This is a genomic window from Desulfosarcina widdelii (assembly GCF_009688965.1).
Classification (GTDB): Bacteria; Desulfobacterota; Desulfobacteria; order Desulfobacterales; family Desulfosarcinaceae; genus Desulfosarcina; species Desulfosarcina widdelii.
This window is the reverse complement of sequence record NZ_AP021875.1, coordinates 714,415-738,866: the sequence shown is the minus strand read 5'-3', so window position 1 is coordinate 738,866 and position 24,452 is coordinate 714,415. Positions and strand designations below refer to the sequence as shown.

Sequence of the window (24,452 nt, the reverse complement as noted above, 5' to 3'; positions counted from 1 at the left end):
TCTAGTGTCGATGCTGCAAGGCCCGTGTCGGATCGATTGTGCACATTTTCTTGAAAATATCCTCCGCCCGGTAGCGATCGTCGCTGCCTTCGTCCTCCTGCATAAGGCAGCGGTACAAAACTGCGAGAAGATCTCCCACCCAGACAGGAGACTCCCAGCGTTCCAGGCCCAACTCCTCTAAAAGCGTATTGAGTTCTTCGGCAATGGGTCGGGCCAGATCGTGTCTTTCCGCCTGAAGGCAAAGTTTGGCCATCAGCAACCGATACCGGTTCTTCGAACGAACACTGGAAACGCTGCACGATGCCGAGAACAGGATGTCCAGCGCATTTTTGATCCCCTGGCTTTTCAAAGCGTTCAGGGCGCTGTTCCATACGGCCGCCTCGTGGGGTTCGGTATCGGATATCATGCCGACGACGATCTGGCCCTGAACGGCGGCGGATGCCGGCGCCGATTGCGACGTCTCAACACCCGGGGCCATGGATACGCCTTCTTCCGCACCCGGAGTATCTTGAGAATCGGCATCGCCGGCAGCTTCCTCGGGCTCCGGATCGGGATCGAGTTCCTTTTTCTGTTTGAGTGACTTGGCGATAAATCGCTGGCAGTCTTCCAATGCTCCCTTGAAGTCCGCCGTACGCGGTGCCTCGCTGCCGAATTTCTCGTCAAGCAGGTTGTCGAAATGCGTGAACGATTCGATGCAAGCTTCGATCTGCTCATTGAGTTCGGCGTAAAATGCCTTTGAGGACCGGTTAACCGCTTTTTCGAACGCATCAATCCCCAGCTTTCCCTCGGCGATGGCGCTTTCGTCGGTACCGACCTCGGACGCCTCTTTCCACTGAATCCAGCCGAAACCAGAGCCCGAGGCCGGATCGGTCAGCGGAATCTGCTTAACGGAGAGCCAGAGCTTGTCGTTCATGAACTCCAGGGGGCCGATTCGGTAGTCCAGGTCGTCATCTTCGATCTCGGGATATAAATTTTCCCAGAAATTCTCCATCAGGCCGGCCAGCAGTTTTAACCCCATGGCCAATCCCTGAAAACCGTCGATTTTGATCAGTGCTTCCAACAGCCAGACGGCAATTTGGATGTCTTTGGTTTTTTCGGTGAGCGCTTCTGCGGCAAGCTGTTCGACCGCTTGCCAGTCGGCCGTCTTGACCTCACGGTCCCATTCTCCCCGATCAAGGTCGTCATCCTCTCTGCGGGCTTCCTGGATTTCATCGTAAGTGGGCGTGTAGCGCAGATTTTCGCCTGCTGGATTTTCACCCTCAATGGGCGCCAATATGCTTTCTATATCGATCAATGCCCCTCCTTTTTCTCAATGGGATCCGTTTCCTTCAGGGTAAAAACAACCTCTTTCAGTTCGAAAATCGATCGGTCGGTGTCGCCGACATCGTATACATGCTGGCCGATTGCCTTTGTATAGTTCCCTCCCAGGGACTGCCATCGGGTCAACCGCCCCAAGCGGATGTTGTTTTCATTACTGGTAAAAGAGTCGGGATAAAGGGCCGGAAAAAAACATCCCATGGTGAGCCCCTCCCAGGTGGTAATGCGGCCTTTGGCCCATATCAGGTCAATCAACGTTTTGGGTTCGGATATCACCAGTTCGCGGATGTTGGCGATGGGCACCCACAGGTAGCGCTCGTATTCGATGGCCTCGATGAAGTAGGCCAAGGTGGTATCCGTGTCTCTGAACCCTGTAAACGCTTCGCCGTTAATGGTTCCCTGCAAGGAAGGCAGAGCCGTTTCGATGCGATCGAAGACAGCCGCAGCCTTTTCGACGTCTTTATTTTTCAATAGTTCCAGAGCCTGGAAAAAATCGTCGCTGTATTCGGGGATATCGGGAAAGAAGGTCGGACGCTGCTGCACGGCCGCCACCAAAGCGCGCTCTTTTTCAGCCTGGATCAGATGCTGATATACCGCAACGTTCATGCCGGACGGATCCTGCTGAGTGGCGGCGATCTCCAACTGCCTGAGGGCCTTGTCCCATTCTCCGCACAGCAGCATGACCTGAAAGAGCAAGGACCGCGATTGTAGATCGGCGGGCGATTTTTTGATCCGATCGATCAGCAGGGCCCTGGCATCATCGATTTTTCCATCCTGGATTAGCGCTCTTGGATCCATGGTCGAGGTTTCCTCACATTTTGGGCGGCTTGGTTCTTTCTGTGGTGCCGGGCCACCTTTCGGGTTAACGAAGGTGTAACACAAAAGCTGTAACGAACGGCTGCGGCAGACCTTTGACCAAACTGGCGATTCCAATGCTACATGGAAATATGCTTCCCGCTTTCATGGCACAATAAGATTTCTACCATTTTCTCTTTTGGCCGTACACCCTTTTTTTATAATTAAATCGGATCATACCGACCACAGATCGATAAAATCGTCGGCTTCCAGTGGCCGTAGAAACAGGACGAGAAATGTGTTTTCCAGACTGCCGCCCATGAAAACGGTGCTGGGTGTTCCGGGCAAGTAGCTTTTCAGTGCCTGATGCCAGGCGCCGGCCATCTGCAACGGGTCCTCATGGTCGAGTCGATCCAAAGGGATCGTCAGTTTTCTTTCCGTTTCCAGAGTTCTCGCCTTGGCATGTACCTCAGCCATTACAATTTTGTGGATCGATGCCTGATGTTCTGCATTCGCCTCGTGAGAAATGGTCTTGAACGTCTCTTTCCATCCGGGAGTCGGCCTTTCCATCCGCTGCAGTTCCGCTTCCAGTTGGCCGAGATCTTCCAATCGCCTGGCGGCCGTGTACTCCATCTTGTCCCAGATCGGGGCCAATACGAAAGGCAGAAGATTCCAGTGGCTCTCCCACCGGTCCATCTGCCCCTCGCCGATCAGTACAAGGGGATAAGGGCGGCCCACACCGTCCCCGCTGCTTTTCCCCAGCCCGCAGACCAGACTTCCCTTTTTCAATCCCCGCGACCAGAAGCGCCATGAGTAAACGCCGTTGCGGCGAACCGTTTCCGGCAGGCGGCCGAAGCCGTTTTCCACCCATTGGGAAAATGCCTGGGCCAGGGGGAATTGGGTATAAAGCTGAAAATAGTCCCTGGCCGACGGATGTTTTCCGAAGGCTGCCCACGACCAGCGGGGCCGGCCGATCAGTTTCCCCAGCATGACGCGATTTCCTGGGGCACGCGGCCCGGCGTTGCCCGCAACAGTTGGATCACCTTTTGGTGGCCGGAAAACTGGTACCGCGGGGTAATAAATTTAATGCCCATTCGTTTCAGGGCCGCTGCCGAACCGGGGAAATCGTCGGGACGGAAGGTCCGCTGTCCGGTTTGAAAGTCTTTCAGAAATTTAGCGAATCCCTGGTACCCTTCGTAGGTCTTGGTCAGGACCAGATTTCCGATTTCAATCTTGAAGACCACGTCGCCGCAATCGCGCGGCGACCACCGAAAGGTCTTCTTAACGGGATAGTGCAGGTTGAGCAGCCGGTTCTTCTCGTCACCGCATTTCAGTTCGAGAGAAGTGGCATGGGGCTTGATGGCCGCGTCCTTGTTGGCATCGGTGGGGTAGGCCTTGACGGTTACCCGGTATTCCGACGCCACCGGTTTGGCCACGCTGGCCCCTCTGGTGAGGAAGGTCAGAAAACCGGTATCCAGATCGAGGGCCACGCCATTTACCTTTCTGGCAAAATACCCCTTGCCCCGACTGCGTCCGATAAACGGTTCGGCAGGTCCTTTCAGAAAGGCGACCGCATATCCATTGGCGCCCATGAGAAGTTGGTTCAGATTCGTCCCCCTGGGCAGATCCTGGACTTCCAGGTAGACATCCTTTTCCCAAAGGCTTTGCAGATGGCACTGAGCCTCTTGTACCGCGTATCGATGGTAAAAAAGAGCCGGCCCTTCGACAAGGTTCCAGAACACGTCCGTATCCTTGTTCTTTCTGCCCATCAGCCCTTGGAGCGTTTTCTGGGCTCGCTGGACCTTGAAAAACGCCGATTCGCCTTCTGCCGGATCTCCGCTGTACAGATCGGAGGCCATTTTAAAGGCCACCTTTCGGGAATCGATCATGGGCATCAATTCGTTCAAGGCCGCACGATACTGGTTGTAGGCTTTGCCGGCGGCAACGCGGTCCTCGAAGCTGAAAAGATCCTCGCTGGTTCGTCCAGCCGCAGTACCTACTCGTCCCATTTTGGATTTTACCGTCTGGGTCGCCTGGCCGAGGATGCCCTTGGCCGCCTTGACGGCCTTGCCGTCGGCCTTGGCCTCGGTCTTGACCTGGCTGAATCGCGAAACCAGATCCACCCAGGCCGGCAGGTTTTCATCCCGGGGTACGGCACTCAGTTCTCCGACCATATTGTTCAATAATGCCAGGTACGGACCTTTTTCATCGGGCATGAGGCTGCCGACCTGCTTCCATTGATCGCGGTCTTTAAGGTGCAGCGCCGCCGAGGGGAAATAGGCGGCAAAGGTGCTCCAGGCGGCGATATATCCGTTTTCGTACCAGCGGTCGAAGTCCAGCTTCTGTGATCCGATGGCCAGAGGATCGAACAGGGCCTGCTCAATCTCACCGATATACCCGTCCACCGCCAAGCGGCCTTTGGCGGTAAAGGCCGGTGCAACGACCACTTCATCGGGATCGGGATTCAGCTCACCCCAATAATCTGAAGCGGCGATCCCGGCGACTTCGCCGTTGACATTCACCCAGTCCACCAGCCAGTTGAGTCGTGCGCCTTGCAGGGTGAGGATATGTTTGAGCCAGGTCTGCAAATCTTTCAGTTCGTCGTTGAGCGAAGTATCCGATTCTCGCCACAGCAGATAGTACAGGTAAAGTTCGGACAGTTTTCCCGATATTTCCTCGATCGTCTGTACATCGAGAAGCTCGGATGGATACGGGGTTGCCGGCATGGCCGCAAGCTTTTCGAAATCGGCGACCTCCATGCGAAGGTGGAGCAGATTGATCCGGCGGGCCAGGTGCATCACATGATGGCCCATGACCGCCGATGGGGTAGCGGCGCTGAACCGGGTCATGCGTTCAGCCATGCGCACATCGAAATCCTTTAAAAACCCGGCGCTGAAGATATCGCAGTAGCGCTGCTTCAATCCGGCTTCGACGCGGTTGCTCTCTGTCAGCCCCATGCGGGGAATCCACCAATGGGCGTTCTGTTCCTGTACCCGGGCCACGGCCTGCCGGAAACGATCCAGGGTCAGCACGTCCGTGGTCAACTCCCCCTGGAGGACAGGCGGCTTTGAGAACTGGCTGGAAACATCCCGCAAGGTTTTCAAGTTTTTCACGAAAGAGAAACTGAGCAGTCCGCACAGGGCGATGACGACAGCTACCCAGGCCGTCAATCCAAGGCTTTTGGTCAACCGGCTCCATTCGATGGTTTTCTGGGTGGGTGCGAACAATCCCCGGTCCGCCGGTAGAATCCGCGAGAAGAAATCGTGCAGGAAAAGCCCCCGATTGGTTCCCGGCAAAACGTCCTTTTCACCGATCAATCCCATGGCGTTGAGAAAATGCGAGTACGGCGTTCCCTCCTGCCGCCCGCTGGAAAAATAGATTCCCCGCAGGATCGGGCTTTCCTGATAGGGGTTTTCCTGGAAAGCCCCGCGCATGAAGGCGCTCAGGCCCGGCTCCAGTTTTTCGAGTTCTTCCGGAAAGATCAGCAGAGAAGGATCGACCCGCTTCGTCCGTGCTCCGATCAGGTTCAGGATCAGCAGGCGAAGCTCTTTGAGGCGCTCGGATACGGACCGTACGGTCCTGCCGGAAAAGTCCCTGGTATCCGCGGACAAGGAGGCGTTCAGCCGGCCCATGGCCTGCTGCAGCGTGGAATCGTCCAGGCTGTCGCAAAACTTGACAGCCCCCTGGACCAGATCGCACTTGGTCAACATCACATAAACGGGAAATTTAGCCCCTAGCACGCGCATCAACTCGTCGATGCGCTGGCGAATGCTTTTCCCGTCCGCCTCCAGTCTGGCGGCGTCTGCCTCCAGGAGCCGATCCGCGGCCACGGCAACCACTAGGCCGTTGAGCGGCTCGCGCTTTCTGAACTTGGCCAGCAGAGAAAGAAATTTCTGCCACTCGTCCCGATCGCGTCCCTGATCCACGGGGATGGCGTAGCGGCCGGCGGTATCCAGAATGATGGCCTGCTCGAAAAACCACCAATCGCAGTTGCGGGTGCCGGAAATTCCCGAAGCACGGGTAACCTCGGCAAAGGGGGATGAAAGGTCGGCACCTTTGATGGCCGTGGTCTTTCCGCATCCACTTTCTCCGATGATCATGTACCAGGGCAGGACGTACAGCGGATTGCCGAATTTTTTCAGATGAGACTTCCGCAGGGCTTCGATGGCTTCCTTCCAGCGGCCCTGAAGTTCCTTCGAACCTGTCTGGTCTCCGGCGGAAAGATTCTTGATGCGTGAGTCGTCCTGGGCGATGATCTGCTGGACGAAGCGCTGCTCGTTTTTGCGGGCCATCAGTTTCTTGATGAAAACGAAGCCCAGGATGAGGCCAAGCAAACCGATCACGAAAAAGATCCCCACCCACAACGGCCATCCGATCATCAACACCCCGCCGAAAATCAGCAGCAGAACCAGTGCCGTAAGCAACAGAAAGAGAAAGTACTTGAATATTTTCATGATCAACGATTTCATTTACGGCCCCATCTGAATAAGGGATTGTCCGATATTGCCCAGGATGAACCGGTACACCACGAACAGCACGCCGAACAGCAGCACCGGGGCTCCGGCACAAACCAGGGTGAATGCGGAAATGCGCTTCACTTTTGGCCCGGCCATGGAAAGCTGGCTGTTGTCCGGAGCGTACGCATCCGGGAAAAGCGTAGTCTGTTTCAGGTCCGGAAGCCCCATTGAACTGCCGGTGAGCAGTTTCAGGTTGGAAAGCTTCAGCTGCTCCAGCAGATAGTCGTCGCCATCATTGCAGTACTGGCCTGTAAAGCCCATGGCCAGGCAGATGTAATACACTTCTCTTACATCCAGCTGGTGGGGGCCGATGGTGTTCAACCGCTCGAAAAACAACTTGCCGGCGTCGGCCGTGTTGTAGAATCGACGCTGCAGCTGTGCGCCCAGCCAACGGGTTTTTCCCTCCCACAGAGAGGAAAGAATGGTTTCGTCGATCCAGGCAAAAACGGCAAAGCGTGCCAGATCATAATCCGCAGACGAAAAACCGCCCTGCTGGCAGGCGGCTTCGCTCTCGGCAATCAGGCGCCGTATATCTGCCTCCACCTGCTCGAAGCCGGTCGCTCCACCGCCATCGGGACGGATCACCATCGCTGTGTAGGCAATCAATTCAACGAAACAGTCGCTCAGACGCATGGTTCACTCTTCCTTGGATTGAATTTCTCGCGTTTATGTTCTCCCGACGGCCATCAGTTCGGCTTTCAGGTCTTCCGGAGCAGCATCCCAGTATAGGGCCAGATTGTTTCCGTTTTGCACCTGGGCCCAGGCATCCCCGTGGTGGTCGATCTGGAAATAAAGGGTATTTGACCGCCGCGGCAACTCCTGGGGCGGAGCCTGCAGATAGGTGAGTTGGATCCCCGGCAGTGAGCGGGCAATCAGAATCGGGAGGTATTCCCGGGAACTGAGTTTGGCGATCTGCTCCACCGAAGCCAGCACGGCCTGGGGATCGGACTCCGTTTCCAGCGCCAGGAAAAAACGGTTGCGGCCTTCGAAAATAGCCGGTGGCAGATCGGCGGCGTAATATGTGCCGTCGAACAGCAGGTTCAGCATATATTCGGGCCCGGCGGTAATTTCGTCCAGCAACCGGGTGATGAGACTCTGGGCAGCGGAAAAACAGCGCCATAGATCCTGGTGGTTGTATGATGGGATCAGGACCGTACCATCATCCAGGGTACCGGTGGCAGAAATGCTTTCGGAAAAGGTGGTCATCTCGCCGATCAGTTGGCGAAGGACGCCATAGGCTGTCCACGGATGGACCTGGCCGGCTTCGGCAAGGTGGACCAGCATGGACACATAACGATTGAGGCTGCGCAGGGCCAATAAGAAAACCATGTCCCGGCTCCCGAATTCTGCCGAATGAATTCCACGATCCCGTTTGTAGGCTTCCAACTGCCTTCCCCGGGCGGAAATCTGATCGCGAACCTCTTTGATGAGACCCTCAAGCACCGGTACGGCGGACAGGCTCAGGGCAGGCGGGATAAACTTCTCGCTCGGGACCACTGCATCCCCCTGACGCTCCAGTAAAACCAGTGGAATCAGTTCGTAGTCTCCCAACTGATCGATCTCGGTTTCCCAAAAAAATTTGAGCACGTACTGCAGATGCCGGACCTGGGCGCTGGGACCGCTGCCGTGCTGATCGCGGATGTCTTCTGAATCTTCCGTGGCCGCGAACCGTGTGGTGACCTCGGCTGTTTGTTTCAGGTCCTGGACAACGGTGACATTTTCCCCGGAAAGGCTGTGTTTTTTCAATCCCAAATAGACTTTAAAGGGTTTGCCGCCGTCTTCCCAGGCATTTTCGAAGGAACGGGGAGCAAGAACGGCATTGTCCGGAATCACGGCAAAAGTTTGGTCCGGGAAAAGGAATTCTCCGCTGGTCAAACCGATGGAACGGTTTCCCAGGGCAGCCGATTTCACCGCCATGCTGCCGACACCCCAGAAATGGGGAATCAGTTTCCGATGCAGCGGCTCCAGCAGCGACCCGGTGAATCGATCCTGGAGCTGGAAATGCTGGGGCTGAAGAAACAACCCCTGATGCCAGTAAAGGGGCCTTTGCATAGAACTACTTTCCTTCCGGTGTTGAGGTAGAGATGGTGGTAATCTGCTGAGGTCCGAGGATCAAATCGATATTCAGCTGTGCCGGTTTGCGGGTCTTGGATTTTTTGATGAACCCCTTTTTCTCGATATATTCCGGAATTTCCACCATTTTGACCATGCGTTCCTTTTCGAGGATGTAATACCCGGCCACAACGGCCACGTAGCGGGCTCCTTCGGCCCGGTCCAGGGTCATGTTGACATCCTGTCCGGGCTGGATGATCAACCGTTTGGCGGCGGCGGCCCCTTCTCCGAAAAGACTGCACTCCAAAAGCCGGTAGAGTCCGTCCTGATCGTTGGCCAGCTGGTTGAAATTGTTGGGATCGGAGAGTTGATAGATGCACAACAGCAGGGTATGCGCTTCTCCGTCGTCTAAATTGAGTTTGGGATCTGCCTGGATATGCAGTCGGATGGCTTCTCTTTCGTAAGTCCACTGCGGCGGCGGCAGTTGTTTGGCAGCGCATGCGGCCAGCAGAAACATGGCTCCGGCAAGCGATATGGCGAGTAATCGTTTCAAATCAGCCTCCTTCTTTTCCAAATTTGGTTTGGCAGTTTTTTTCGAACTCCCGTAAAAAATCCTCCATGAAACGGCCGGAACTGAACCATTTCCGGATTTTTTCATAGCGCTGTTCGTATATATCGAACATCTCCGCCTTTTTGAGAGGGCCAAATTTCAGCCCCTTGCCGGTTTCGGCGGCCAGCTGCTCCGGATCCAGTACGCTGAGCACCTGTTTGACCTTGGCATAAGCCGCCTCTTTGAAGGACTGCTGGGAGGTCAGAAAAGCGTTGCTGATCTGGCCCAGGTAGGTTTCCAGCGAGTTGCTCTGCCCCTCCCCTTCCATACGAAATCCGATGACCTGGCGGATGGTCTGTTCCGGCGACCCTTCACCGGTAAACGTCATATTGATGACGCTGATCAATTGATTGAGGGTATTAAAAATGGTGTTCAGCGACTCGGCCAGCTTCTCCAGCATCTCAGCGGAGGTCAGATCGTCCATGGTGACGTTGCGGCCCAGCAGCAGCGAGCAGACCTGGCTCAGCACCGCCTCGTCGGCTTCCCCGGAGCATGCCACAGGTGCTAAAGTATTGCTCATAGCGCCGATAACGGTATGCAGCGCTTCGATTCGCTGGAGATGGTCCATTTCGGCCATCTGTTCAATCAGGTAGGCTTCGACCGATTCGTCGGAGATCTCCTCTTGAGCGTCGAATCGCTCGTTGAGGCCCGATGAGATACGTGAGATCAGGTTGGCATCGACCATGTTCCTGCCTATTCTTTTTTGATGTCCGATCGGATAATGACGGTCTGTTCCATGATATCGTCATCTTCGTTTGGATTATCAAGGGGTCCAAGATCGGAAACGGGTCCGGATGGGGGTGGTTCCGCTTGCCGTGGCGGCTGGGGCGGGTCGGGCGGCATCGGCGGCCGCAGCTCCGCCGGGTTCCCCGCCGTGCGCGGCGTTTCGATCCGGGTCGCCTCCAAATCTTCATCCGCTATTTTTTCCTGCGGCAAAGCCGGATTTCCCGGTCGCCCGGCGGCATTGATAACGACGGTGGTTTCGAGGTCGGACGGGTCCGTATCCTGTTGAGAAGGTGTCTCGGTGGAAAGATCGTGCCTGGGTATTTTTGGGGTCTTCGAAACACCGCCCCCCTGAACGATGGTGGCCTCCAGGTCGTCGTCGGGAGCCGTCGGGGGCGGCGGCGTGGCACCGATTACCACCGTGGCTTCCATATCCCCATCCGGCATGCTTGCTGTACTCGGAGCTTGCCCTGCGCTGCCCTGAACCATTGTTGCAGCCAAATCCACATCCGGATCCGTCGATGGCGATGGGGGCGGCGCCGATGCTGGGGAAATCACAACCGTCTGGTCAGCATCGTCGAAGGACGCATTGTCCTCCGGAACAGGCGGGGGACCATCGCCTTTTAAGACCACCGTCTCCTCGATATCGTCTTCCCACGGGGATTGGGTGTCCGGCACTTCCTGAGGCGTCGACCAGTTCGCCGGGTCGGGAGGTGCTGCAGCCGGGGAAGCCAGGACCACGGTCTCTTCGATGTCATCATTCCAATCGTCCGCTGGCGGTGGTGGCTCGGGAGGCATCGTTGACTGCGCTTCCTTCTGCTGCGGCGTATCGATAGTCGGTTCAGGCGCATCCGCATCCGGCGGCGTGAATACGACGGTCGCTTCATCGTCCGGTATTTCCGGAGCCAATCCCGTATTTTCCCGGTCCTTGGGAACCATGGCCTGCGCCTGCCACTTATCAAGGATTCGGCTGAGCACCTCTTCCATTCGATCCGATTTTGGGAAACGGTCTTCGGCCGGAGGCTCAACAATCGAAACGCTGAACATCTCCCTTTTTACGTCGCTTCTCAACGTTTCGAGAGACTCCTTAAAACGGCTGCTGTCCCATGGAGCGCCGGCCTTTAATCCGGCATGCGTCAGCTGGAATCCAAGACTCAAGGCCTGTTCCCAGAAGGAATTCCACTGTTGCGGAATGCTTTTCTCCAACGGCTCCCAGTAGATTTGTTTTGCGGAAAACATGCCCTCGTGATCTTGCAATCCGCCTGCCAAGGCTCCATTTTCTGTATCGAGGTTCCATTTGTCCACAAACTTTCCAATCTCTAAAAATACGGCCTCCGCTTTTTGTCCGGAGTTGACCAGCAACGTCTGAAACCAAACCGCTGCCATAAAATGAAGAACGGGTGTTTCAGGCAAGGCGGGGGCAAAGGGGCTTGCCTTAAAGCTGCCAACGGAGTCAAGGATGCGGGCATTGAAATTCCAGAAAGCGGGAAGCCCGGCACCCGGGGCGATCAAGTCCACACCGATACTGTCGAGCGAGAAATCGAACTCCTGAATTTTTTCCGAGCGCCCGTCGGCCATCAAATGGAAAACCACCTGCGAGAGAAAAGTGAGTTTAAGGTAGAGAACTTCCAGAAATTGCCGCTGTTTGTCCTGATATAAAAAGCGGTTTTCTCCGATCGGCCCGGCAACGGCCCCCTCTCCCTGAATGGCGGCTTCGGCGCCTCCTGAGATCATACGGATGAAATCTTCCGCGCCACATGTCGGCGCCGGGAACATCATCATATAAAACGGGAAAAAGGCCACCGGTTCGATGCGCTTGACGACAAGCGCGCTGCTGCCATAGCAAGCGTCGACATCCGGACATCCCCTGCAGGGCAACGCCGCATCCTCGGGCAGCGTAGCAAGCAGTTGGTCGTATTGCAGGATCAAAGCTTGTTGGTCCTTAACGATATCCGGCAGGTCGTACCCCTTGAAAGGAACGAAAAATGGTGATGCGGGAGAAATTTTGGCGCAAGTCTTACAGTACAGAAAGCGCTCCAGGGAATCGGTATATCCCGGCAATCCTCTTTCCGCCAGCAGGGCATCGTCACGACACAGAGTCAGCGCCAGGCCGCACTGTGGGCACACCGGATGAAACCATTTTTTGGTATGCCGGCAGAAAAACAGCGGGGAAAAGGCTCGAAGTTGGCCTTCGGTGTTGACCTGGTCCTTTAGCAGTATCAGGCCATTTGATGAATCGACGTGGCGATGAAACTCTAAGGCATTTTGCCAAGCCACATCCAGCAGGGTGTTGTTGAGGGGTACCATGGTGCGGGGTGGTTCGTAGTTGCTTCGCTGCATGAGCAAAACCACTGACCCCACCGAATCCCTGCAACTGGTATATATATGGGTGAAAATACGCTTGGAAAACGTCCCATTTCCTCCAATTGAAGGGGCGCTTTCTTCGGGTGCTGCCAAGTCCAGAACCAATCCATGGTCGCCGGTATCGAGGCTGTCCATCAAAGAGGGGGAATTCTCATTAAGGTCCACAGTTCCATTCCCGGCTTCTTTGCATTCCCTCAAATTCCGGGGTTCCGGTTTGAAAAGGGAATTTTATTGTTATTAATAACGACGCAGACAAATGATCTGCCTGCGTCTTCATTCCGGTAACATCTGACCTTTAGGTACGATATCGCTAATTGGTATTTTATAAGATCATATTTATAATTTGCCTTTATATTTTAAGATATTACAGACTATTTAATTATTAGGTAATTGTCAAGGTGGATTTGCCGATAAAAAAGAGCAATTGATATTGAAACTTATGATTGTGTTAAACAATTAATTATCGAAGAAAGCTTTTCAGCTTGCTTCTTTCTTGAAAAAGTGTTTCTAAATTCAACATCAGGTTCAAAAGCAAGGCGTTTTTCCTTGTGCCATTTTTCATATACTTTTTTAAATTCATAAGCAATTCGTTTGACATCCCTGGGCGGTGCAACAGAACCGAAATTACCTTTTTGTATAATGTTTTTTAATGGGCCATCCGGTGTTAGCGCAAAAATAGGTTTCATTGCACCTATATATTCGAAAATTTTTCCGGTGAGCACCTGGCTACCACCTTGATCCTCACTCACACTATTAATTAACAGAAGAATATCAGAGGACATCTGGTAGTACAACGCCTTATCGTAAGGTTGAAAACCTAATATTTCGATATTACAAAAATTTTTATAATCACGTATCTTCTTTAAAACTGCGTCATCAAATGATCCGATAAAGCGAATTAAGATGCTATTTATATCGATCAAAGATTTTTTGTATAGCATGGACATAGCTTCAAGAAAATGTATTGGAGTTCTTTTTCCAAGGAATGATCCGGTATATGTAATAATCAACTTGCCTGTGTTTTGAGTTTCGACATTAAATTTTTGATAATCTTCTTGATCAAAACCATTAGTGATGAGATGGGATTTACTTATACAATTTAAAGGTAAGTATCTTTTAGAAATTGATTCTAAAATCGGCTGTGAAACTGAAATAATGGCATCTGCTTTTTTTAAAAATTTTTTTTCGTAATATTTTTCGATTTTGGCCTGCATTTTAATGCTAATTCGTTTAAAATCCCTATCAGGATTATCGAACATTGCATCTCTTAAATCCATTATCCATGGCAAATTAGTCTTTTCTTTTAGATACGCTCCAAACAACTGCACACTATGTGGTGGAGATGAAGTTAACACACAATCAATTTTTTCTTTCGCTGCAATTTTAATCGCAGTTTCACGACACTCGAAATACCAGCTACTAAAATAGTCCAAACTCCAGATATATTTTAATGCCAAAAATAAAAAATATGGATGCCTTTTAAACATTCTTGTATAACGCAGGAAATAATATTGCCTCAATTTTCGAATACCACATCGATAAATCTTTATCTCATTTAAGTACGGAAGAGATAGATTATTTGGATCCATTGCATTCCAAATCGCATTTTCCGGACAGAAAACAACTGGACGTATGTTATAATCAGGTAAAAACTTTAAAAATTTTAATATTCGCTGTATTCCAGCACCTGCTATTGGTGGGAACATATACGATATGATTAAAACATTTTTCATCTTGTTGTCCTGCTCGTTGCCCTGTTAATATGTAATGCGTAAAACAAACGAGAAAAATATTTCTCTTTTGCTATTGTCGAAAAATGATTTTCACGAAGTGTGTCTTCGAAGCGTTTCATACTAACCGTTCCATCATCAACCTCCCAAAAATGAGAAGGTGTTACAACCTTTCGTCTTAAAGTTGTTACTCGAAATTCATGCGTACCGATAAATGGCAAAGTGAAACCAAACTGCATCCATACTTTTTCGTTTCTTGGAACACTTAAGAAGAGGTGTTGCTTGCATGATAGTGATAATTTTTTTATTAATTGTGTATACTCAGCAAACGGTATGTGCTCAAATACTTCAAATGCAAGAATATGATCATAAGAATCCTTAAAGTCATATGTAACGATATTAGATATAATATCCGGGTTCTTATCAGAGTCAATATCGATTGTTTTTACATCATATCCTTTTGATTTTAGATAATTAGCAGTAAAACCAGAGCCAACTCCGATTTCTAAAACAGTATCATTTCTTTGGATTTTTTTTTGCATTATTTTTTGTTGATTCCAATATAAGCGCCAATGCTCTTCAGTTTCTAATCTTTGTATCCATTCGGTTGAATATTTGTATTCTATCCCTTCAATCTTCTCTTTAAAATAATCTATTCCTCTAATTTTTTCTTTGAAATGAGAATTTTTTTCTGTCATCTTAGTCTCTTTTAAAATCTTTTAAATTCAACTATTCTGATAATTTTAAAATCTTTATAATGCACTATTGCATGCTTCTTCAAACATAGGAGAGATAAGAACTATTCCAAACAATATTTTTGAAATTTAACACAGTACTTTTCCATAAACGTCATAGTTTTGTATAACTAATATCCCCATCCTTTTTTCTTTTTGTATACAAATGCTTTCCATATCATATGAATATTTCCAGAGCACATATGATTCCAAATTGTACGGATCGCATTCAACAGTATAAGGGGTTTTTCTATTGTACATTTTAAGGCTATACCTAATATTTTAGGTCGTCTTTTAATGAGATGAGATTTTGAAATATACATAATCAATTTTTTCGGAAAGTTCTTCTGGACCAGATAATAAAGGCAATCCCAAAAAAGCTCATTTGGGTTCTTATCGCTGGACAAATCAATTAGTTCCATCCATTTCTCAAAAGATTTTTCATGTTTTGATTCAATGTCTCCTGTCTTAATTATCTGGTCATGTAGTAATTTATTTGTAAAAGGAACATTTGGATAAAACTTCATCTTAAATGTTCTGAGATGGAATGGTCTCTTAAGACTTAATAGCAATTCCAATGTTTCCATGTGTGTTTCATCTGTTTCGTAGGGATTGTTCGTTATAAGGTCATAATAGACTTTTATGTTAAGTTTAGATAATATTTTTGAGCCTTCTACGATGACCTTTTTGTCAATCTTTCTATTATATATTTGTTCGGAAATATATGTTGATCCGCTTTGAATTCCCAGTGTTACATCAATTAATCCTGCGTCTTTCAATTCAATCAGCATTGCTTCATCTATCATGTTGAAATGGCTGAAACATCCAAAAGGCAAATTTATTTTTTCTTTGTATTTATTACAAAAATCCTTTACCCATTTTTTATCGTATGTAAATACGTTATCAGAGAAATAAATATAGCTCAGGTCTTTGAATTGATTTTTAAGTTCTAATATTTCAGCAATGAAGTTATCGACAGATCGCCTTCGATAATATTTACCGCTTCCTTTATATAATTTTCTTAAAGTTGCATTATAGCAAAAAGAGCAACTAAAAAAGCAGCCCCTGCTTGACATAACACTAATACTCCCCTTAAACGCCGCCCTAAGAAAACTTTTTTCTATTTTTCCATTACGTAAGTATATCTTATTTTTTTCTGTATAATCAGGAAAAGGAATATCATCTAAATTTTTAATCAGAGGTCCGATAGCATTTTTAATGACTTTTCCATCTTTTCTAATCCAAAGATTTTTTATATTATCAATTGGTTTATTTCTACTGATTCTTTCACAGATTTCAAGAAGGGGGTATTCACCTTCTCCAATGCATACCATGTCTGCATAATTGATACATTCTTCAGGAGACACAGTTGCATGATGGCCACCAACGAGAAGTGGTGTATTAGTTTTTTGTTTCAGCTTCTTGGAGATTTTTTTAAACAATTGAAAAAGTGGAGATCTCACAGCAATTCCAATCAAATCAGGACTCTGTTCGAGAATTGATTCAATTAATTTCTCAACTTCATTGGTCGAATAGTAATGACTGCTAAGCATATCGGTATTAAAAAAAATGCTAACAACATCATATCCGTTATTATCCAATAAGCGATGTAAAATTCGTATACCATAACTTCCTTCATCATACAATGCTACCAATACAATTTTCATTACCAAATCCTGTTGATTTAAATTGTTCCTAAAATTATTACTTAACGTTTTGAATTGTTTTATAACATACATTTTATATAATTACACATTATCATTGTCCTCATTCTTTTAATAAACAATAAATAAAAAATATAAAATCGATTACTTTAAAATACCCAAAGGCCAAATATTAAGTATAACTCTCTTAAGTTCTCTATCGGTTAATATTATAACAAAATAATAAAGAGAGGCACAAAATATACTTAAGCAAATTAATTCTAGTCCATTTATTTCAAACGACCACTTAGCAATAATAATTACCATCAAAATTGGAACGATATACATACCATTTTTGGCGATTCTATAAATTAGATTTATATAAGATACCCCAGCTTTTGACAAAAGCCACATGCAAATATATATGTAACATAAAGAGCCCGTAACAGAAACCAATGTTAGTGTTAATCTCACATTCCCGATAATGCCGCCAACAATTAGAGAAGCAGCCCTTGTTCCAAATAAAATACCATTAAAATACATTCCATAATTTTGTTTCTCAAATACGGAAAATAACGTGCTAATAGGTGAGGTAATAAACTGGAAAAAAATCCAAAAAGAAAGTATTTGCATGTATAATCCAGCTTCAGACCATATTGTTCCAAAAATTATTTTAAAAACATCTTCACCGATGATTGCAAGCAACGCAAAAGGGAAAATACCGATAGATATTAAACGAGTTAAAACATCCTCTACAAGTAGTGCAAGATCACCTGTGAGATGATTTAGCTCTGATGCTTTTTGAAAAAAAACTTGTGAAACTGCTTCACCTATCAAGCCTATTGGCATACTCAATACTGATTTGCCAAGTGAATAAAAGCCTAACACCTTTGGAGAAAAGTAGAATGCTAGCAGCATGACTGGCAATTGTTGCGATGAAGTATTCAAAAAAGCGGAAAATGAATTATATATTGGAAACTTCTTATACCGCTTTAGGCCTTTCAACATTTTTTTTAAGCGGATGCTATTTTTAAAAAGTTTTAAATCATGCCGCCATATATTACTGCCAAGGAAAAATATTGATATAATTTGGCCTAGAATCACAGAATAAATCAGCATGATACCGTTTATATATCCTGCGAAGCCGAACCCAATTTTTGATAGTTGTGCAACAACGGACGACAGAACTTTTGCGATGGAAAGGCGTCCGAAATGGGCAGTTCGAGTATTCCAATAATTCAGCGCCAAAGTTATTCCGCTAAGAAATACGGACAAAGGAATCAGCCACCCTAACTTTCTAAATTCCTGAGACTTAAAAAAATCTACAAATAGACCTTCAGCAAAAAAAATAGCGAATGCGCTTATTAAGGTAACGATTGTTACAAAGAAAAAACTAACTCCTAACAAGTTTACAGCTTCCTCATCGGATTTTGGAAGCATAATAGAAAGTTCATATCGTAGGCAAGCCACAACACTGATCATGCCTGATATGGATACGAAGAGGGCTGCAAGACCGAATGCATCCGGTGTGAAAAGCCTTGCAATAATCGGAGTTGTAATCAAAGCCAATATCTGTGCAAAGGCACTACCGGTTATTATTTTCAAGACATTTCCGGCAAAATTCGACTGTGTATTGCTTTTTACCATGAGACCTCAGATATCTATTACTATACAAGCTTCCTTTTTTTAAAGGCAAATAAGAATTTAATCATTTTTTCCGCAGCCTTTCCATCCCCATACATATCAGGACGTGGATTCTCCATTTTTAACTTTTTTGTCGTTTCTACAATTCTTTTCCTATCTGTACCCACAACAACATTCCAGCCTGTCTCAACTGTTTCCACCCATTCTGTTTCTGTTCTCAATGTAATGCAAGGAACTCCGAAGAAGTATGCTTCTTTTTGTATGCCACCGGAATCAGTTAGAATCGATTTTGAATTTTGTTCAAGGGTCAGCATATCTAAATATCCGACTGGAGGAATACATCTTACTTTGGATGACTTAAGATCCAAATTTGTCATATCAACATACTTTTTTGTGCGGGGATGAACAGGAAAAATGATTGGCTCGTCGATCTCAATAAAGGCAGAAAGAATTTCGAGCAGATTTGCAGGACAATCCGTGTTGTACTGGCGATGTATTGTGGCCAATAGATATTGTCGTGGATGAATTTCTAATTGATCAAGGATACGACATTTTTTCCTTGCAATTTCTGCAAATTGTAAAACGGCATCATACATTGTGTCACCGACATTGATGATAACGGGATGATGCGTAGCCCCTATTTCTAATGCTAAATTACGTAGGTCTGAAAACTCGACCAAAGACCCATCTTTTATGAAGTTGCTGAATCCTTCTCTTTCAAGGTTCTTGACTGCTTGCCTTGTTGGACAAAACAAGCAGTCGGCACATTGATCGGTTAATACCCGATTAATTTCCTCTGGCATTTTTCGGTTGTAAGATCGTAGTCCTGCTTCTACATGGACAATGGGGATGTTAAGCTTTACAGCAGCAAGCGCACCGGCAAGTGTGGAATTTGTATCACCGTAAACCATAACCCAGTCGGGCATTTCTTTCATGAGGATCGATTCGATTGATTCGATCATTCGGCCAGTCATAATTCCATGGGATGTACTGTTTATTTGTAAATTGTAGGCAGGTTTTGGAATATTCAACTCTTCGAAAAAGACATCCGACATGTTGGCATCAAAATGCTGGCCTGTATGGACTACCAATTCATTTATCGTTCCCTTATTTTCATCTCCATTGCTTTTTAGTTTCTGCACTGCTTTTGAAAATGGTGCAGATTTGATGAATTGTGGACGGGCACCTATAATAGTAACGATTTTCATCCTTTCACACATTTTGGAATCCGTTTATCTCTTTTTGACATTGTCGTTTTTCCCAAATCAACAATTTAGGTCTTCCTTCCAATTTAGGTGAAAATTCTACATATTCTTCAAGGGTTAGCACAAGAGATCGAATTCTTCGATCAATATATCGCTCTGTTTTCCTACTCAAATCGTTTAAATGGTATTGATTTATATCTCCGACAAGAAGCAAATCGATAATTCCACTGTCTCTACCTTCGGCATAATCATCCAACAAATAAGCTTTATGAATGTTGCCGAGCCTTGTCACAATACTATCAATTACTTTGTCGATTCCGATAACCTTGGCAGCCATAGACCGCAGTTCAGGGAACAACGGGTGGTCCTGATTGGCGCTGTAAAAAATTTGACGGCCGCTTTTTTTAGTCTTGAGCAGATTTGTTTTCTTTAATTTATTGAGTTCTTCCCTTACAGAGTTGCTTGAAACATTAAATTCTTTTGAAAGTTCACGCAGATAGGAGCTGGCGCATGGATTAAAAAAGAATCGCACCAATAATTTTATTCTAGTCTTCGATGATATAATTCCTGAAAGCAAACCCAATTTTCTATCCTTTTATGTACAGTTTTTCTACTCATAACATTTGATATGATTGTTGTCAATAATATCTTTAGAGACATCGTGGGTCTTGAAATGTGAAATTGTGTAATCCCTTGGCGTGTTTACTTATAGAACATCTAACGCTATTTTCTGCATGCTTATCGCTTTATACTATTTTTGAATTGGCTTTTTGAGACCGACAAACTATCATGGTGGTTAAATATCATGTCATTTTAATATATTGTCGCTATCTGTGGGTTTTTTGTTGCGAAAAAGAACACAGTGATTTAAGCTAAAATCCTATTGATTAGTCTATTATTCTTTCAGTGCTCTCCGTATTAAAGTAAGCGGATAGTATAATTTTATTTTTCAATGTATAATTATTTTATAGGTTATAATTGAATATTTTAGCATTAACTAAACGGCAATACACGAATAAAGATCTAATTGATGATAAATATGGACGGATACGCGAACTGCTACGGGAATTAGGATATTTAGGATATAGAATTAAAGGATTGTGTTTGAGCTACGCAGACAAACCTGAAGGGCCTTTTCAGGATGAAACGGTAGAATGGTTTAGTCTAAATATAACATTTTTCAAAATATCAGGGATGTTCAAGTTTTTATACAAAGCGAATAAAATGGCCCGTCAATCAGAGCTAATTTTTGCCAGCTCAGATTCAATCTATACTATTATCGGTTATATCATCGCACGATTGAGAAATATTCCTGTTATTATTGATCTATATGATAATTATGAATATTTTTTACTGGGAAGACTACCTTTGGTAAGACAATTATTCCATTGGGCCGTTAAAAAAAGCGATGCTGTAATATGTGTCAGTAAACCTTTGGCAAATAGGATTCAATCGATCAGAAAGCGTCCTGGCGTCACCGTAATAGAAAATGCAACCGATCTCAATTTATTTAAACCGATGAAAAAAATGGAATGCCGACGCAGTCTTGGTCTACCTGAGCAAGGAACATTTATTGGAACTGCCGGCGCCATTCACGCAAATCGGGGATCGGAGGCACTGTTTGATGCTTTCAATCAACTTGCAGAAACAACACCAGAGTTGAAATTGATATTGGCTGGTAAATGGGACAGCAGCATCCCAAAAAAAAATGATAACCGTATTTGCTACCTTGGCGAATTGCAACACAACCAAGTACCTTTGTTGATCAACAGTTTGGATGTAGCTGTTATCTGCAATATCGACAACGAATTCGGTCGCTATTGTTTTCCACAAAAAGCATATGAAATCCTGGCATGCAAAATTCCTCTGGCAGTTGCTGACGTAGGTAGCATGTCAGAGATGTTCAACGATGATTCTCTTCATCTTTACAAGCCGCACGATGTAAATTCCTTGATTCAATGTATTAAATATAACTTGAAAAAACGGGAAAGTCCTCATTTGGAACCACGAACGTGGAAGGATGCTTCGAAAAAAATGGACCAAGTCATCCAGAAGGTAAGATTTTTAGAAGCGGGGATTACAAAATAACCGCAAACGTTCTCCAAATCTTGGCCAAGAAAATTTGGCGGCAAAGGCTCTGATATCGTTCCCTTTGCGTATGGGAAATGGTTTTCTTAGCAGATTGATTACAGCTTCAGAAAACGCCTTATTATCACCGGCAGTGATTAATTTCCCGGAGACATCGTCGGCTATGGCATCGGTGACACCTCCGGCTGCAAAGGCAACCGTCGGCAAGTCGTGTGCAGCGGCCTCAATAGCCACCATGCCAAAGCCTTCGGCGTCATTTTTACGTTGCTGAACGGGAAAGACTAAAATATCAGCAGCGAAATAGGCTGCGGACAACTCATGGTCGTCAATTTTCCCAAGAAAGAGAACCGTTTGCATTAATCCATTCTCATTCAAAATGGCTTCAACATGAGCACGTTCACCTTTTCCTCGATGAAGAGCATTGACCGGATCATCACCGACAACTAACGTTCTGGCTTCAGGATGTTGTTCCAAAATTCGGGCAAGGATAGTTTTGCAGAAGACCGCCAATCCTTTACGCCCCGTAATTCGGCCCACATAAAGCATAATAGGGATGTCTCCCAGGTTATGGCGGGCACGAAAGCCGATGCGTTGACTGTCTGCATCGTCTCTGTCAGGAAGCGTCACTCCAGGATGGAGAACACGGATCCGTTGCTTAGGTATTCCAATTTGGATGGCCAGCCGTTGCGTAAAGTGACTGTTGACCAGTACGCAGTCGAAGTGCCGAAAAAATGGCCTCCAAAGCAATCGATAGAAAGGATGACGAGCTTCGATGTCGAGCCCGTGAAGATAAACGACGCAATGGGTTCTGCTAATTCGAGCGGCAAGCCAGGCAAAAGGGGCGGTTAGGCCACTGCCTGCAACCACAAGATGTGGACGCTGACAGAAGATTCTGTAAATGACGATAAAAAAGGTATGTAAAAGATACCTGTAGATAGGTTTTAATGGTACTTCGTTACAAGTCGTTCCCTGGGGTAATAGCGGGCCGCAAGCAAAAGGTCCGACTACATGCACATTGTAGCTTTTATTCAACTCATCGACAATATGCCAGACCAAACGCTCCATCCCCCCAACAAGAGGAGGAAGATTTCTGGTAATGACAAGTGCATGAGGCAACATCTTGCCACCGATCTTTTTAGTCTTTGCTATCATTGGAATTGTATTTGGAATGAACCGACCGGCTACCGATACGTCTTTCAAAACGCATCTGGCAAATCTGCTCCGATACGAGCCCCATCATAAAAATAATAATTGAAGTTATATACAGAAGAGCGCTCATATTCGTGAAGCGTCCTTCTGTTATATAGGAATAAAAATATCGAACACATCCCAATAAAAACATTGAAGCGCTGACAGGTAAAAATATTCTCAAAGGAGAATACAAGGTACAAATGCGAATAATAATCATTAAAAAGCGAACGCCATCATTGAATATTCGGATACTGCTTTTTCCGGATTTGCGTTTGGATGCCTCAATCGGCAAATACTTTACGCTTTGACCATCCCTGAGAACCCCCAACGTAATGGTCGTCGGATATGAATATGTATTTGGTAGAAGATAAATGTAACTTTTAGCGATGGATGCTTTGATGGCCCTGAATCCGGACGTCAGGTCTTTGACCGGAAATTTGGTCACGTAGGAAGCCATCCAGTTATAAACTTGATTGCCGATCGCCCGCCCGAAGGAGGCCTGCCCTTCCATTGTTCGCGCCCCAACAACCATATCGTATTCCGGAAACAGTTCAAGCATCCTTCGGATATCTTCGGGACGATGCTGACCATCTCCATCCATAAAAACGAGGATTTCTCCCTTTGCCATCCGAATTCCGGTTTTAACGGCTGCCCCGTTGCCGATATTATAGGGGTGACTGTAAACAATAGCACCGGCATTTTGGGCTACTTTAGCGGTATCGTCGGTTGATCCGTCATCAACGACAATGATTTCGGCATCGAGATGCAGTTTTTTTATTTCAGAGATGACATTTCCGATATTGTTCGATTCGTTGTAGGCAGGAATAACAATTGATACAATGGCGGTTATCATGGTTTTTTCTTTTTTTCAATTATGTGAATCGGCTTGGGTATCCAATAGGATGTCAAAAACAGGACCGCGTCGCCCAAAATAGCTGCAAATCGAAGACATAGCGCGACTATAACGGCATTTAAAGAGCCTAAAATCGGCGATAGTTGGGTAACCAACAACGCTTCTCGGACCCCGATACCACCCGGAGAACCTGGCGTAACGAAACCCATGGTCCATGAAATAGTATATATAACAATAAATTGCAATGACGAGACGAAAGAAAAATAAACGCTGCCCAATCGGCATGATATATAACCGATTAGTAGCCCAATGAGGATAAGGTGGAGGCAATAAACAGAAAGTGGAAAAAGGTAGTACCTTGCCCTACCGACTTGACGAATATTTATTAAATCTTTCAATCGCAGTGAAAATGATGCAGCCCATTTTAAAATGCGTTGTGCATAAAGGATCAGAATTAAAAACAAAAATACTAAACCCGCACCGATGAGTAAAATTATTCGGTACTCCGGTTCGATTGGCATGACTATGGCTCCGAGGCAGGCGACCATGGAGGATGAAAAAACCTGAAAAAAGATTTCGCTGGTTGAAACGGCCCCCAGTATATGATGCGGTATACCACACATGTTTCCCAGCAACTGCCGACCGGCATAATGGAATAAATTTCCAGGCAAGTATTTCCCGATTTGTGTGCGCGAAAAAATCCAGAAAGATACAGGCAGAGTGACTTTGGGATACAACCGGCTGAGCATATGGTGCCAAGCAATTCCCATGAGGTAGAAGGACAGGCTGTATATGCAGACTCCTGGGAGAACGATGGAAGAAAGTGGCAACGGCAGGCTCAGCTGTGATATCTGCCGCCACTGGCTATGCATGATGAGAAAAACGTATACAATGGCTATCGTGCTAGCAATAAGGCCGGATACTTTCAGTATCGCCTGATATGATCGTTTCAAAATCGCATCACCATGAATAAAAATGGTTTGTCA

General features: G+C 46.6%; 19 protein-coding genes. 1 reads left to right on the top strand and 18 read right to left on the bottom strand.

Annotated features, from left to right (window positions below; genetic code table 11):
• Nucleotide 1 precedes the first annotated feature (1 nt).
• From tssA to GN111_RS03390, 15 genes are all read right to left on the bottom strand, one after another.
• Entirely contained in the window at nucleotides 2–1,294 is a 1,293-nt protein-coding gene (tssA, locus tag GN111_RS03460; RefSeq protein WP_155302410.1) for a type VI secretion system protein TssA, read from the bottom strand.
• Nucleotides 1,291–2,115 carry a type VI secretion system accessory protein TagJ gene (locus GN111_RS03455; RefSeq protein WP_155302409.1) on the bottom strand — a complete coding sequence of 275 codons (825 nt, stop codon included), beginning with the start codon at nucleotides 2,113–2,115 and terminating at the stop codon, nucleotides 1,291–1,293. The genes tssA and GN111_RS03455 overlap by 4 nt, the downstream gene beginning before the upstream one ends.
• Nucleotides 2,116–2,346: 231 nt before the next feature.
• Nucleotides 2,347–3,102, bottom strand: coding sequence for a type VI secretion system-associated protein TagF (gene tagF, locus GN111_RS03450; RefSeq protein WP_155302408.1), 756 nt, complete (start codon nucleotides 3,100–3,102; stop codon nucleotides 2,347–2,349).
• Entirely contained in the window at nucleotides 3,087–6,581 is a 3,495-nt protein-coding gene (locus GN111_RS03445) for a type VI secretion protein IcmF/TssM N-terminal domain-containing protein (RefSeq protein ID WP_155302407.1), read from the bottom strand. Before GN111_RS03445 ends, tagF begins: the two co-directional genes overlap by 16 nt.
• Nucleotides 6,582–7,262 carry a DotU family type IV/VI secretion system protein gene (locus tag GN111_RS03440; protein ID WP_155302406.1) on the bottom strand — a complete coding sequence of 227 codons (681 nt, stop codon included), beginning with the start codon at nucleotides 7,260–7,262 and terminating at the stop codon, nucleotides 6,582–6,584.
• A gap of 33 nt (nucleotides 7,263–7,295) precedes the next feature.
• On the bottom strand, nucleotides 7,296–8,681 hold the full coding sequence (gene tssK / locus GN111_RS03435) for a type VI secretion system baseplate subunit TssK (RefSeq protein WP_155302405.1): 1,386 nt from the start codon (nucleotides 8,679–8,681) through the stop codon (nucleotides 7,296–7,298).
• Between the two features lie 4 nt (nucleotides 8,682–8,685).
• Nucleotides 8,686–9,234: a type VI secretion system lipoprotein TssJ gene (tssJ, locus tag GN111_RS03430; RefSeq protein ID WP_197740489.1), complete on the bottom strand. Its 549-nt coding sequence runs from the start codon at nucleotides 9,232–9,234 to the stop codon at nucleotides 8,686–8,688.
• A gap of 1 nt (nucleotide 9,235) precedes the next feature.
• Nucleotides 9,236–9,976: a hypothetical protein gene (locus tag GN111_RS03425; RefSeq protein WP_155302404.1), complete on the bottom strand. Its 741-nt coding sequence runs from the start codon at nucleotides 9,974–9,976 to the stop codon at nucleotides 9,236–9,238.
• An 8-nt stretch (nucleotides 9,977–9,984) separates the two neighbouring features.
• The gene (locus tag GN111_RS03420; RefSeq protein ID WP_155302403.1) at nucleotides 9,985–12,543 is read right to left on the bottom strand and encodes a hypothetical protein; all 2,559 of its coding nucleotides are present in this window, start codon (nucleotides 12,541–12,543) and stop codon (nucleotides 9,985–9,987) included.
• 272 nt (nucleotides 12,544–12,815) lie between these two features.
• On the bottom strand, nucleotides 12,816–14,111 hold the full coding sequence (locus GN111_RS03415; protein ID WP_155302402.1) for a glycosyltransferase: 1,296 nt from the start codon (nucleotides 14,109–14,111) through the stop codon (nucleotides 12,816–12,818).
• Nucleotides 14,108–14,806, bottom strand: a complete 699-nt coding sequence (locus GN111_RS03410) for a class I SAM-dependent methyltransferase (protein WP_155302401.1) — start codon at nucleotides 14,804–14,806, stop codon at nucleotides 14,108–14,110. Before GN111_RS03410 ends, GN111_RS03415 begins: the two co-directional genes overlap by 4 nt.
• A gap of 167 nt (nucleotides 14,807–14,973) precedes the next feature.
• A complete protein-coding gene (locus GN111_RS03405) occupies nucleotides 14,974–16,509 on the bottom strand; it encodes a B12-binding domain-containing radical SAM protein (RefSeq protein WP_170302110.1) in 1,536 nt (511 codons plus the stop codon).
• 141 nt (nucleotides 16,510–16,650) lie between these two features.
• On the bottom strand, nucleotides 16,651–18,132 hold the full coding sequence (locus GN111_RS03400) for an oligosaccharide flippase family protein (RefSeq protein ID WP_155302399.1): 1,482 nt from the start codon (nucleotides 18,130–18,132) through the stop codon (nucleotides 16,651–16,653).
• Nucleotides 18,133–18,152: 20 nt separating this feature from the next.
• The gene (locus tag GN111_RS03395; protein ID WP_155302398.1) at nucleotides 18,153–19,337 is read right to left on the bottom strand and encodes a UDP-N-acetyl glucosamine 2-epimerase; all 1,185 of its coding nucleotides are present in this window, start codon (nucleotides 19,335–19,337) and stop codon (nucleotides 18,153–18,155) included.
• A 4-nt stretch (nucleotides 19,338–19,341) separates the two neighbouring features.
• Nucleotides 19,342–19,917, bottom strand: coding sequence for an ArsR family transcriptional regulator (locus GN111_RS03390; protein WP_155302397.1), 576 nt, complete (start codon nucleotides 19,915–19,917; stop codon nucleotides 19,342–19,344).
• A gap of 395 nt (nucleotides 19,918–20,312) precedes the next feature.
• Here GN111_RS03390 and GN111_RS03385 point away from each other — a divergent pair, with 395 nt between their 5' ends.
• Entirely contained in the window at nucleotides 20,313–21,422 is a 1,110-nt protein-coding gene (locus tag GN111_RS03385) for a glycosyltransferase (RefSeq protein WP_155302396.1), read from the top strand.
• Here the strand turns inward: GN111_RS03385 and GN111_RS03380 are convergent.
• From GN111_RS03380 to GN111_RS03370, 3 genes are read right to left on the bottom strand one after another with little or no spacing between them, the layout of a single operon-like run.
• Nucleotides 21,399–22,622, bottom strand: coding sequence for a glycosyltransferase family 4 protein (locus GN111_RS03380; protein ID WP_155302395.1), 1,224 nt, complete (start codon nucleotides 22,620–22,622; stop codon nucleotides 21,399–21,401). The two genes, GN111_RS03385 and GN111_RS03380, sit on opposite strands and share 24 nt — an antisense overlap.
• Complete coding sequence (locus GN111_RS03375; RefSeq protein WP_155302394.1) at nucleotides 22,558–23,466, bottom strand: glycosyltransferase family 2 protein; 909 nt, start codon at nucleotides 23,464–23,466, stop codon at nucleotides 22,558–22,560. The genes GN111_RS03380 and GN111_RS03375 overlap by 65 nt, the downstream gene beginning before the upstream one ends.
• Nucleotides 23,463–24,419 carry a lysylphosphatidylglycerol synthase domain-containing protein gene (locus tag GN111_RS03370; RefSeq protein WP_155302393.1) on the bottom strand — a complete coding sequence of 319 codons (957 nt, stop codon included), beginning with the start codon at nucleotides 24,417–24,419 and terminating at the stop codon, nucleotides 23,463–23,465. Before GN111_RS03370 ends, GN111_RS03375 begins: the two co-directional genes overlap by 4 nt.
• Between the last annotated feature and the right edge of the window lie 33 nt (nucleotides 24,420–24,452).

What these genes read in the sequence shown, in the direction of transcription:
- GN111_RS03455 (WP_155302409.1), bottom strand. Translation starts at nt 2,115, where the DNA reads ATGGATCCAAGAGCGCTAATCCAGGATGGAAAAATCGATGATGCCAGG.
- tagF (WP_155302408.1), bottom strand. Translation starts at nt 3,102, where the DNA reads ATGCTGGGGAAACTGATCGGCCGGCCCCGCTGGTCGTGGGCAGCCTTC.
- GN111_RS03445 (WP_155302407.1), bottom strand. Translation starts at nt 6,581, where the DNA reads ATGAAATCGTTGATCATGAAAATATTCAAGTACTTTCTCTTTCTGTTG.
- GN111_RS03440 (WP_155302406.1), bottom strand. Translation starts at nt 7,262, where the DNA reads ATGCGTCTGAGCGACTGTTTCGTTGAATTGATTGCCTACACAGCGATG.
- tssK (WP_155302405.1), bottom strand. Translation starts at nt 8,681, where the DNA reads ATGCAAAGGCCCCTTTACTGGCATCAGGGGTTGTTTCTTCAGCCCCAG.
- GN111_RS03425 (WP_155302404.1), bottom strand. Translation starts at nt 9,976, where the DNA reads ATGGTCGATGCCAACCTGATCTCACGTATCTCATCGGGCCTCAACGAG.
- GN111_RS03415 (WP_155302402.1), bottom strand. Translation starts at nt 14,111, where the DNA reads ATGAAAAATGTTTTAATCATATCGTATATGTTCCCACCAATAGCAGGT.
- GN111_RS03410 (WP_155302401.1), bottom strand. Translation starts at nt 14,806, where the DNA reads ATGACAGAAAAAAATTCTCATTTCAAAGAAAAAATTAGAGGAATAGAT.
- GN111_RS03405 (WP_170302110.1), bottom strand. Translation starts at nt 16,509, where the DNA reads ATGAAAATTGTATTGGTAGCATTGTATGATGAAGGAAGTTATGGTATA.
- GN111_RS03400 (WP_155302399.1), bottom strand. Translation starts at nt 18,132, where the DNA reads ATGGTAAAAAGCAATACACAGTCGAATTTTGCCGGAAATGTCTTGAAA.
- GN111_RS03395 (WP_155302398.1), bottom strand. Translation starts at nt 19,337, where the DNA reads ATGAAAATCGTTACTATTATAGGTGCCCGTCCACAATTCATCAAATCT.
- GN111_RS03375 (WP_155302394.1), bottom strand. Translation starts at nt 23,466, where the DNA reads ATGATAACCGCCATTGTATCAATTGTTATTCCTGCCTACAACGAATCG.